General features: G+C 32.1%; 12 protein-coding genes and 1 pseudogene. 10 read left to right on the forward strand and 3 right to left on the reverse strand.

From position 1 onward, the window contains the following. Positions 1–18: 18 nt before the first annotated feature. The 4 genes from JG735_RS09655 to JG735_RS09670 are packed head-to-tail and all read left to right on the forward strand — an operon-like array spanning position 19 to position 4969. A complete protein-coding gene (locus JG735_RS09655; protein WP_199200597.1) occupies positions 19–1053 on the forward strand; it encodes an imelysin family protein in 1035 nt (344 codons plus the stop codon). Next, positions 1053–1478: a hypothetical protein gene (locus tag JG735_RS09660; RefSeq protein ID WP_199200598.1), complete on the forward strand. Its 426-nt coding sequence runs from the start codon at positions 1053–1055 to the stop codon at positions 1476–1478. The genes JG735_RS09655 and JG735_RS09660 overlap by 1 nt, the downstream gene beginning before the upstream one ends. Further along, complete coding sequence (locus JG735_RS09665) at positions 1475–2959, forward strand: multiheme c-type cytochrome (RefSeq protein ID WP_199200599.1); 1485 nt, start codon at positions 1475–1477, stop codon at positions 2957–2959. The genes JG735_RS09660 and JG735_RS09665 overlap by 4 nt, the downstream gene beginning before the upstream one ends. Further along, positions 2960–4969 carry an FTR1 family protein gene (locus JG735_RS09670; protein WP_199200600.1) on the forward strand — a complete coding sequence of 670 codons (2010 nt, stop codon included), beginning with the start codon at positions 2960–2962 and terminating at the stop codon, positions 4967–4969. Here the strand turns inward: JG735_RS09670 and JG735_RS09675 are convergent. From JG735_RS09675 to JG735_RS09685, 3 genes are read right to left on the reverse strand one after another with little or no spacing between them, the layout of a single operon-like run. Then, positions 4964–5560, reverse strand: coding sequence for a hypothetical protein (locus tag JG735_RS09675; protein WP_199200601.1), 597 nt, complete (start codon positions 5558–5560; stop codon positions 4964–4966). The two genes, JG735_RS09670 and JG735_RS09675, sit on opposite strands and share 6 nt — an antisense overlap. 9 nt (positions 5561–5569) lie before the next feature. After that, positions 5570–6070, reverse strand: coding sequence for a flavodoxin (locus tag JG735_RS09680; RefSeq protein ID WP_199200602.1), 501 nt, complete (start codon positions 6068–6070; stop codon positions 5570–5572). 11 nt (positions 6071–6081) lie between these two features. Then, positions 6082–6333: a hypothetical protein gene (locus tag JG735_RS09685; RefSeq protein ID WP_201335750.1), complete on the reverse strand. Its 252-nt coding sequence runs from the start codon at positions 6331–6333 to the stop codon at positions 6082–6084. Between the two features lie 547 nt (positions 6334–6880). Here JG735_RS09685 and JG735_RS09825 point away from each other — a divergent pair. From JG735_RS09825 to JG735_RS09710, 6 genes and pseudogenes are all read left to right on the forward strand, one after another. Further along, positions 6881–7243, forward strand: coding sequence for a hypothetical protein (locus tag JG735_RS09825; RefSeq protein WP_236584452.1), 363 nt, complete (start codon positions 6881–6883; stop codon positions 7241–7243). Positions 7244–7284: 41 nt separating this feature from the next. After that, positions 7285–7815: pseudogene (locus tag JG735_RS09830) on the forward strand (integrase core domain-containing protein); the annotation flags it as partial. A 340-nt stretch (positions 7816–8155) separates the two neighbouring features. Then, complete coding sequence (locus tag JG735_RS09695; protein ID WP_199200604.1) at positions 8156–8554, forward strand: type II toxin-antitoxin system PemK/MazF family toxin; 399 nt, start codon at positions 8156–8158, stop codon at positions 8552–8554. A 73-nt stretch (positions 8555–8627) separates the two neighbouring features. Continuing rightward, the gene (locus JG735_RS09700; RefSeq protein ID WP_199200605.1) at positions 8628–8816 is read left to right on the forward strand and encodes a hypothetical protein; all 189 of its coding nucleotides are present in this window, start codon (positions 8628–8630) and stop codon (positions 8814–8816) included. A gap of 433 nt (positions 8817–9249) precedes the next feature. Beyond that, a complete protein-coding gene (locus tag JG735_RS09705; RefSeq protein WP_199200606.1) occupies positions 9250–9432 on the forward strand; it encodes a hypothetical protein in 183 nt (60 codons plus the stop codon). Further along, positions 9432–10418, forward strand: a complete 987-nt coding sequence (locus tag JG735_RS09710; RefSeq protein ID WP_199200607.1) for a replication initiation protein — start codon at positions 9432–9434, stop codon at positions 10416–10418. Before JG735_RS09705 ends, JG735_RS09710 begins: the two co-directional genes overlap by 1 nt. The last annotated feature ends 247 nt before the right edge of the window (positions 10419–10665 follow it).

The raw sequence follows: 10665 nt of genomic DNA on the forward strand, positions 1-10665 counted from the left end.
TAAAAAGGAGAAGAGATTATGAAAAAAATGGTAATGGGAATGGTTGCAGGTTTTATTCTTTCAGGAACTCTTTTAGCTGATAGCGGGATAAACAAAGTAAAAGAGTTTGAGCTTGAGCATGCTACAAAACTGTATAATGAGGCAAAAAAGCTTAAAGATATTGCAGATGACTATTATGAAGATATAAAGGCTTTTCATTTCAATTATGACAAAGCCTGGAAGCAAAACAAAAAAGATCTTACAAAAGATATAGAAGAGATGAAAAGGGCGTGGCTTGAAGCATCAAGCAACTATGAGATTATCGAAGGACTTGTTGCTGGTATGCCACAAACTGCAAAATATGACCTTATTTTGGATGCCGGAATTCCTGCAAGCGAAGGCAATGAAGATGTAGCACCTTTTGATTTGAAGTGCCCATATAAATGCAAATTCAACACAAAAAGACCTGGAAACTTTTTTCACTATCTGCTTGAGCCAACCCTTTGGGGAACGCATGAAGGCTATGTCGCTAAAAAAGTGGATCTAAATGGTGATGGAGAGATTACAAAAGGAGAAGCTCTTCCGAATGCAAAATGGCTTAAATGCGTAGCGGATAATTTTGAAAAGTATACAAAAGAGTTAAAAGACAAAGTAAAGAATCTTAAAATGAATCTCACCGATGTATTTACGGCTGAGCTTACAATGATACCGACAATGGGCGATTATTTTGAGGATTGGAAAAACAGTAGAATCCTTGGTAAATCTGAAGCCTTTGTGGCGCTTTCAAGAATTTTTGATATCAAAGGAATCAGTGGCGGGCTTAAAGTTGCATATGAAGCGGCGATTCATCCAAAACTTAAAAAAGTCGATCCAAAACTAGATAGTCAAATTAGACTTGCTTTTTATGATTTGGTCTCATTTGTGGATGACATTTATATGAAAGAGCAATCCGGGCATATTTTTAAACCAGAAGATGCAGATGCTTATGCATCTCAGGCTCAAGATATGGCAGATAGATTAAGCGCACTTATGGCAAAAGCGGCTAAGAAACTACATATTAAGCCAAATGTGTAATGAAAAACTATGCTTTATATACCATTGCCATTGCAGTGGTAATGCTTGTGAGCGGATTTGTCTACTACTTTGCGGCACCACTTAATTGGAGTGCCGCAGAGACTATTTTAAATATTCATTTGTGGCTGGGTGTGCTTTTTGTTTTCTATCTGCTCTATACTCTTCCAAAACATATCAAAACCGCAAAATTGCGAGCAAATAGTTCAAGTTTTGTAAATCTTTCTTATTTTATGGTAGCACTTTTAATAGTTCTTTTTGTAAGCGGTTTAGCCCATTTTATTCCGTATTTAAGCTATTTTTTCAAACCACTCTATTACCGCTTTGAAACTTATGATTTTATATCCAATATTCACTTGATTATAGCGGTTTTTTTTACTCTGCTTTTTGTTTTGCATCTATCTTTTAAACACAAGGACAATAGATGAAAAAATATAAAAAGATTATTCTTTTTTCTTTTATCTTTTCTCTTTTAGGTGTAGGTATAATTTACATACTTACACCTAAAAAAGAGTATAAGGGAGTAGATGTTAAAGATATTCTTTTTTACTCAACTCCTTGGGGCAAAGATCAGCCATTTTTCCCAGGACATTTGGCAACTGCTGATGGAAAAATGGGAAATCCAAAGGCTATTCCAAGCTCTTCAGCTTGTGTAAAATGTCATAAAAAAGAGTTTGAAGAATGGGTGCCATCTTTGCATAGTATCAGTGGTAGAGATTTAGTATATGACAATTCAATAGAAGCAAATGTTCAAATTAAAAAAAGGCATCATGGAAGGGAACTTTCAAGATTTTGTGACAGCTGTCACAACCCTATGGAAGTTGCTATGGGGCGCAATAACCCAATTATAAGTGTAGAGCCAAGCGATGTGCAAACAGAAGGTTTGGCATGTGTCTTTTGTCATACAGCTACAAAAGCAGATCCACAAATTGGTAATGGAGCAGTTACATTTGATCTAAATAAAGCGTATGATAATTTAAGTGGCTCAGCCATCCTAGCAAGTCCAAGAGACCATGCAAGAGCCTTTGGAAGTGCAAAAACAAATGAGCTTTTAAGAAGTTCAGCGTTTTGTGGAGCATGCCATAATGAACGATATTATCCTCCAGTAACTCCTTCAACAAAAGTGCTAAAAGCACAAAGCACTTATGATGAATGGAAAAATAGCTGGTATGCAAAAAATAATATTACTTGCCAAGATTGCCATATGAACTATAAACCGGTTGAGTTTATTTCCAATTTGCAAAAAGGAATCATAAAAAAACCAAAAAAATATTCACACAATTTTTGGGGAGGAAATCATGTATTACAAGATACGAGTTTAAAAGAGAAGCTTTTATTTATAAGAGGTGGAGTATTGCCAGGAGTGAGTGTAAAAAAATATTTTGAGTTAATGGATAAACAGCGACCAACAACAGAAAAGTTTTTAAAAGCAGCAGCAAAAGTAGAGATTATCTCTCAAAAAAGAATTGGCAATGAGCTTGAAGTCAAAGTAAAGGTAAGTAATGTAGGAGCTGGACATAACCTGCCAACAGGAGTAATAGATCAAAAACATATCTGGTTGCAGTTAAAAGCTATTGATGAAAATAACAGCACAATTTTTAATAGTGGTGAGAGTGATAGAGAAAAAGATGTTGTCATTTGGGCAGAGAGATTTTTGGACAAAAAAGGCAATATTATAATGGATCACCTAACTTTTAAAACAGCTGATATTATCTTAACAAGACCTCCTATTCCACCAAGAGGATTTCAAATAATTACTTATAAAGTCCCATTAAATGGGAAAAAAGTTAAAAAACTTGAGGCAAAACTTTGGTATAAGATTGCCTATGAGGAGCTGATTATAAAATCACTTCATAGAAACATTCCTATACCAAAATTTTTAATGGCACAAGATAGCAGGGAGATATAGATGAAAAGAGTTTTTCTCCTTGCTTTATGTATTCAGATTCTTTTTGGTATGGAGCTTTGGAAGCAACGATACTATTTAGATAAAGAGCTGTTTCACAAACAGATGGCAATTTTACAGCATCAAAATTTTTTGGATGAAAAGTTTGATTTTTTTCAAAGTACAGCACAAAAACTTAATTTTTTAAGAGAATTGAAAGCTATAAAGAGTGCCAAAAGTTTAGAAGCATTTTTAAAAGCAAAAGCAAAGCTCATTGTAAAACTTGAATCAAATGCCTATGATAAAAAGATGTTTGATCTAATTGATATGCTGGATTTTGATGAAGATGTAAAGAAAGAGATTTTATTTGCTAAAAAGATCAAAAAACTTTTTATCGCACTTGAAAAATCGGATTTGAAAATAAATCAAAAACCACTTGAAAAGCTTTTTTTTATAAAAGAGTATTTTACTGTACTTGGTAAAAATATCGATATTAGCAAGCTTGAAAAAGCGATAAAAGAAAAGGACAAAGATGCCTTTAAAAAGGGGCTTGTTGCTTTGCAAAAAGAGATTTTACTTCTTAAATCAAAAAAACTCTCACCTAAAGAACTCCAAGCAAATGTAAAGTCATTCATTAGATACAATAAACTGACAGCCTTTGATTACTCAAATGGCATAGATGATGAAGGCAATATAAAAAATAATTTAGAATATACTGAAGCTGTTATTTTTAGTGCAAGAGCAAAAGAAAAAATTTTAGCTTTATCTTCCAATATTAATCAAGAAGATTTTCAAAAACTGCTTGCAATTTATGAAAAAATTATTTCTAATATTGAAAAAAAGAAAAATAAAAAAGAGGTTAAAACTTTAACAAAAGAAGCGAAAAAGATTGTGCTCACTGCCACAGGAGTTAAAGATATAAGAGAGACTCCAAAAGAGATAGTCTCTCACATAAACAGTAGTTTAGATGCAATGCTAAAAATGGCAAAAGAGAATAATTTTAAACAGGCTGATTTTTTTAGACTTGAAGCATACAGCTTTTTTGATCCAGATATTGAGGTGCGATTAAAACCAAGAGATCCGGCTTTGGCTACTGAAATTGAAGGGCTTTTTTGGGATGGCTTTGGTGATATAAAAGGATTGGGATATGAGCTTGCGCATAAAGATATAAAGAATTTGCCAAAAACTATAGCAATATTGAAAGAAAAGTTACAACAAGCTCAAATTGAGCTAGAATCAAAACTTTCCTATGCCAATTCTATGTTTCAATCAATGATGATTATTATTCGTGAAGGTCTTGAAGCCGTTTTAGTTTTGGCAGTTTTGCTTACACTTTTTAATAGTAAAAGAGATAAAATCTTTCTTTTTGGCGGTGTAGCTTTAGGGGCTTTTGCTTCAATTGCAACTTATTATGTGGCAAAAGAGATTATTAGCATTTCAACATCAAATCGTGAGCTAATTGAAGGCGGCAGTGCTTTGCTTGCGGCAATTATGCTCATATTTGTGACTGCTTGGATATTTCATAATACCTATGTAAAAGGGTGGGTTGCTTACACAAAAGAACTGAGCGAAAAATCTATTAAAACAGGAAGTGTTGTTACCCTGCTTTTTATAGGATTTTTGGTGGTGTATCGTGAAGGATTTGAAACAGTGCTTTTTTATGAGGCTTTAGCTCACGATTCTTATCCTCAAGCGGTATGGATAGGATTTGTAATTGGTTTGGCAGTTATTATCGTTGTGGCTGTTTTACTAATAAAGGGTATAAAAAAACTGCCGATTAATCTTATTTTTAAAATAACAGGATTTCTTTTATCTATCCTTGCAGTTATATTTGTAGGTGCCGGTATTCGAGGATTGCAAACGGCAAATATTATAAGTGCTACTCCATCAATCTTTTTGCCAAACTGGCAGTTTTTAAGGGATTATTTTGGATATTCCCCAACAATTGAGACAGCAGCCGCTCAAATTGGCGTAGCTTTACTTTTATTGGGATTGTATCTGCTGAGTCGATATAAAAAGCCAAGCCGTTTATGAGACGGCTTTGGCTCTTTTAAAAAAAGAGAATGAATATGGCACAATGCGTAAAATCTCACAATTTTGGTGGTAGATAGATTTGTAGCGGTAAAAGTAGTTTTGTTTTGGAAGAACGATATAGTGCTCTACATTTTTCTCCATTATTTGCATCTCTTTTTCTATAGTAGTTTTATTAAAATTGGATTTCCATAGAGGATGGATTCTTACTTTTCTTTTACCATTATCAATATAGATAAATGGAGGTTGTATTGAGACAAATTTTTTAGGATTTTTCTTTAAAATTCTTTTATAGACAATGTATAAAAACATTTCATCTAAATTTATTAAAAATTGAAACTCTTTTTGCATTAAAAATGGCAATGCAATTTCCCAAGAGGGTAGAAGTGAGATAATTTTTTGCATAAAAATTTGAGCTATGTTTTGGTTTGTAAAATCATACTCTTGTAAATTAAAGCGAAAACTTTTTGGCAATGTAAAATTGATTATTTCAAAAAAAAGCCTTCTTCTTTCACTTATACTTTCAAAGTAACAGGTCTTAGGGAGAATCTCATAAATTCTCCCATTTTTTATGATAAATCCAGATAGCCGCATTGCCAACTTCTACTTTATATAGGGCTTAATTTCCTCAAGCCATCTATCGACTCTTTGTTCGGTAAGATCATCTTGATTATCTTCATCCAAAACCAATCCACAAAAAACTCCTGGCTCAATCTCAGCTTTACTTTCATCATACTCATACCCATCGGTTGAAGTAAAACCTACGATATTGGCTCCTTTTTCTTTAAGTTTTTCATACAAAATTCCCAAAGCATTGACAAAATATTCCCCATACTCCTCTTGATCTCCCAAGCCAAAAAGAGCGATATTTTTATTTTTTAAATCCAAAGATTCAATAAGTGGCATAGCTCCTTCAAGCTCATCAGGCAATTCTCCCTCGCCCCAAGTAGAAGTTCCCATAATCAAAAAATCAGCATCTTCAAAATCATCTTTTGTTGCGTTTGCAATATCGACAACATCTACATTTTCACCAATTTTTTGGGCAATTTGGTTTGCTATATTTTCTGTATTTCCCGTTTGTGTTGCATAGATAATTTTTGTCATAATCGGATCCTTTATATAGTTAATTTTGCTTCATAAGGTAAAAGATTGTAATACCAATCCATACCTATATACTCTTCTATCTTTCTTTCATCAAGATAGATTTTTAATCCCTCATCTGCAATATATTCAACATCTTCAAGAAACTCATCAGGAATTTCCAAAATATCCAATGCATACTCAAACCCTAATTCATGAAACAAAAAATCCTCTTCTACATACCCGTCAGTAAATTCTGTAATGATAAATTCAGCGGGATAAATCATGATTGCTCCTTTTGCAAATTTTAAAGCATGATAGTTCGTTTCTACCCACAAATTTAATAAACAGCACAGAAGAGAGCATTTTTTATAATTGCTATTTAAAGAAAGCCGTTACTACTGTCATGATTTTTTCCTTATTTTTATTTTTGAATATCTGGCTTTTAAAAATATAATGCATGCGTCAGTGAGAATTTTTTTTGCCTGTTTATTCTTGATTCCTGTAGTCATAGTAGTTCCTTTTTATTGAATATGAAAATCGTAATAAAATAATAGGGTCTCTTGACTTATAAAATACTTATAATGATAACAACTATCATTTTCATATTATTGGTAGATGAAGAAAATTTTTATAAAAGCCATAAAATAAATAATGCATAAGTTCATTCAGATCTGGCACTCTTTAAAAGGGAATGAGGAGTGCAAATCAAATACACATTTCCAGGGCTCAAAGGGTATAAAAGATTAGAGCGAATTTACTACAATTCGCTTATGATAAGCGAAGAGGCAAAAAGAAGAAAAAAAGATACTCGACTTTTGGCAAAAGTATGGATTGGAAGCTACAATAGATGCTTTTGGAGTAAGTAGAAGAACGCTTTTTCGGTGGAAAAAAGCATTAAAAGATGCAGATGATGATATAAAAGCCTTAAATCCAAAATCACGCAAACCAAAAAGAGTAAGAGAGTCAAAAGTTCTACTACAAGTTATAAAAGAGATAAAACGATTAAGAAAAGCATATCCCAACATCGGTAAGGCAAAACTCTACCATCTACTAAAACCCTTTTGTGAAGAAAGAGGTCTTAAAACACCATCAGAATCAACAATAGGGAGAATAATCGCAAAAGCACCAGATAAAATGAGACTCTTTCCTTACAGAGTAGACTCCAAAGGAAGAGTCAAACCTAAAAAAAAGTAGTAAAAAATCGTAAACCAAAAAACCTCAAATCCAAACCCTTTGAACTTTGGACAGTAGATACCATCCAAATAGTCTCAAACGGTATAAAACGATATATCCTTACTATGATAGACCCACTTACACGTATTGCATTCGCAGTAGCAATTCCATCCAAAAGAGCAAAACATACTGCATACGCCCTTGAAGCTCTCATCGATGGAATAACTTCCATCAAACATAAACGTACACTTGCAATTCTTTCTGATAATGGCAGTGAATTTAAAAAAGAGTTTGACGCTCTGCTGGAACAAAAAGGCTTTACACACTACTGGACATATCCAAGAAGCCCTCAAATGAATGCACACAATGAACGATTTAATAGAACTATTCAAGAACAATTCATTCAATACTATGAAGATGTACTCTTTACAGACTTAGAAGAATTTAATAAAAAATTAGCAAAATGGCTCATCGATTACAATACCAAAATCCCCCACTCTTCTCTTAATTTTAAATCTCCGGTACAATACCTTCTTGAAAATCATAAAGAGTGCCATATGTATTGGACTTATACAGCGGTAGACGTAAGGTGAGGGCGGCACTCCCTACCAACATTTGGTGACTATCAAAGCTACCAAAATCAGGATTAAAATTATCCTGCTCATTGGAGCTCCTTTCAGTTGGGCTATCCCAACTCCCACCCACCAACCCGTGCGGAGAGCTCCAATGACAACCTACCGCACCGCATTATAACAAACAAAATCATTCTTAATAAGCTAAAAATCTAAAATGATACCTTGTAACATTTATTGAAAATCCCACTTTTCAATACCAGATAGCCAAAACTTTTTAAGAAAAGAGTATCTTTTTAAGCTTTTCGTCATTACAAAGCAAATATAATATATTTGTAATTGAATTACATTAAGGAATAAAATGGAAGAAGTAAATCCTTTTGACCAATGGAATAAAATTAAAAAATCAACGAACAAAAAGAACTATCCACTCCATTTTAAAGAAAGAGAGATCTATTACATAAGGATTGGAAAGAATATCGGTTATGAACAAAATGGCAAAGGCGATTTCTTTTTAAGACCTGTATTGATATTGAGAAAATTTAATAGATTCTTTTTTATCGGTATTCCTCTTACTTCTCAAGCAAAAGATGACATATTTCACTACAAATTCTCTTTTAAAGAAAATAAAGAGAGTTATGCAGTTTTATCACAAATAAGAGCATTTGATGCAAACAGATTAGAAAGAAAAATTGGAAAAATGTCTAATAACGATTTTATTGAGCTTAAAGAGAGGATAAAAGAGCTTTTAAAACTTTAATTCCCCGCTAAAGCGGGTGGTCCAGCATATAGCTGGAGATTTATAACTTCATTATACAGCAAAAGGAGAAAACATGCAAGACAAGAGAATGACACAAAAAACAATCAGAGTCGAAGATGATTTATGGGATAAATTCAAAAAAATTGCAAAATATAAAGATAGTGATGCAAGTAAAGAGATAAGAAAATTCATAAAAAGATATTTGGCTGAAAATTCTCAATTGTTTTTGGAGATGGAAAGTAAAAAGAAAAAGATGAAGTAAAAGATAATGAACTAAAAAAACAAGTAATTGAAATTAAAGAGAAGTTAGAAAATCAGGAGCAAGAACAACAAAATCAAAATTTTGGATTATCAAGATAATTTCTATGTTATAATAGCGATAGAGGGCTTATATTGCTTAGTATTGAGGGGAAGCCACCCCCTCAATACGCATAGGTAACCAATAAGGCTACCAATAGCAATATAAGCCACCAACGCCACATTGTTACTCCTTCATTTTGATACCCACCCACACAACCCACAAGACCTAAATGAAGTTTCACAATGTGACTCTATCGCAAGCAAATTTTAACACATTCATTTTAATTTTTTTTGAATATATGAAACCAAAAAAATATTTGCTTTAATCTTGATATATACCTATATTTTATCTAAAATATAGGTATATAATAATTACATAAAAAGGAGAAAAAATAATGGAAATGAAAGTTGTAAACATAAGAGTAAATACGAAAAAATGGGAACTTTTCAAAAAACTTGCAAAGTATCAAAATAGTGATGCAAGTAAAGAGATTAGAAAATTTATGGACCAATATCTGAAAAAGCACAATCAGCTCTTTTTGGAAATGGAAGCAAAGGAAGCGAAAAGGGAGAAATGATGAAAGAAAAACTAAAAAAATACCCTATTGTCAAAAAACATAATAGTCTAACAGATGGCTATATTAAAAAAACAGATAAAGAAGTTTTACCCGATAAGATGATAAATGTTTTATATCACTTCTATGAAATAAAAGGGGAAAAATTTACATTGAAACTACCAGAGTTAAGAGCATATTTAGGATTAGATAGGAATGGTAGGAACGATGACAGAATATATAAAGTGCTTCAAAAGTTAAAAGAGAATGTGCTTTTTTTAAGGGATTTTAACTATAAGGGAAGAGAAGTAAAAATGGCTATTGTAAGTTTTCTTAATGAAGCAACAATCTATAAAGATAAGGAAAATGAAATCGAAATAGAAATAAGCTCAAAAATGATTGAATTTCTTAAACAAAAGACTGGATATACTCCAATAGAACTTGAATACAATAAAAGATTTAAAACCAAATTTGGATTAAAACTTTATGAAATGTACAAACGATACTATGATTTGCCTAATAAAGAGGGTTTTGGATATGGCAAAGTTGAGAAAACTTTAGAGCAGATCAATGCAATGTTTGGAACAAATTATAAACATACAGCAGATATTTTTAATAAAAAATATCCACATGAAAGCAAAACAGCAAAAGGCATTAATCGGGGTATTGAAGAAATAAAAAATATTACAGGCATATATATACATTGCTTTTATGACAAAGAAAAAAAGAAATTTGTATTTGGCTGGGATAATAGCAATATTTATCCAAATGAGGAGTGCGTTATACCAAAAAAAAGCATTAAAAAATTTGCAAATTGGTATGTTTTAAATAGAGTTAAATCAGATAAAGAGAACTTACCAACATATGTTAAAGAGATAGAAAAGAAAATCAAAAACAATACACTTAATGGTATCCACAAATTTTATATGGAATTTTTAAAAGCAATGGGAAAAGATAAAGAAGAAATAGCAAATTGCTGGAACAAATACATAAAAAAATGGAAATGTTAGGCGTGTGTAATATGACGAAATATAACTTTTTTATCAAAAAGTGTGTGCAATATAATAAAAAACTACTTTTTGCACACAAAATCTATTATTAATACGCTAAATACTTAAATATTTAAACATTTAAATACTTATGTATTAGTAAAAAAGCATAAAAATAAAAAAAGCGTGTGCAATATGACGAATATGCGTGTGCAACATGACGAAAAGCGTGTGCAATATGACGAATATGCGTGTGCAATATGACGAA

Source organism: Nitratiruptor sp. YY08-10 (genome assembly GCF_016629565.1).
In the GTDB taxonomy this organism is placed as follows: Bacteria; Campylobacterota; Campylobacteria; order Campylobacterales; family Nitratiruptoraceae; genus Nitratiruptor.

Excerpts from the sequence above, each read along its gene's own strand:
- JG735_RS09655 (WP_199200597.1), top strand. The coding sequence starts at position 19 with ATGAAAAAAATGGTAATGGGAATGGTTGCAGGTTTTATTCTTTCAGGA.
- JG735_RS09660 (WP_199200598.1), top strand. The coding sequence starts at position 1,053 with ATGAAAAACTATGCTTTATATACCATTGCCATTGCAGTGGTAATGCTT.
- JG735_RS09665 (WP_199200599.1), top strand. The coding sequence starts at position 1,475 with ATGAAAAAATATAAAAAGATTATTCTTTTTTCTTTTATCTTTTCTCTT.
- JG735_RS09670 (WP_199200600.1), top strand. The coding sequence starts at position 2,960 with ATGAAAAGAGTTTTTCTCCTTGCTTTATGTATTCAGATTCTTTTTGGT.
- JG735_RS09675 (WP_199200601.1), bottom strand. The coding sequence starts at position 5,560 with ATGCGGCTATCTGGATTTATCATAAAAAATGGGAGAATTTATGAGATT.
- JG735_RS09680 (WP_199200602.1), bottom strand. The coding sequence starts at position 6,070 with ATGACAAAAATTATCTATGCAACACAAACGGGAAATACAGAAAATATA.
- JG735_RS09685 (WP_201335750.1), bottom strand. The coding sequence starts at position 6,333 with ATGATTTATCCCGCTGAATTTATCATTACAGAATTTACTGACGGGTAT.
- JG735_RS09695 (WP_199200604.1), top strand. The coding sequence starts at position 8,156 with ATGGAAGAAGTAAATCCTTTTGACCAATGGAATAAAATTAAAAAATCA.
- JG735_RS09700 (WP_199200605.1), top strand. The coding sequence starts at position 8,628 with ATGCAAGACAAGAGAATGACACAAAAAACAATCAGAGTCGAAGATGAT.
- JG735_RS09705 (WP_199200606.1), top strand. The coding sequence starts at position 9,250 with ATGGAAATGAAAGTTGTAAACATAAGAGTAAATACGAAAAAATGGGAA.
- JG735_RS09710 (WP_199200607.1), top strand. The coding sequence starts at position 9,432 with ATGAAAGAAAAACTAAAAAAATACCCTATTGTCAAAAAACATAATAGT.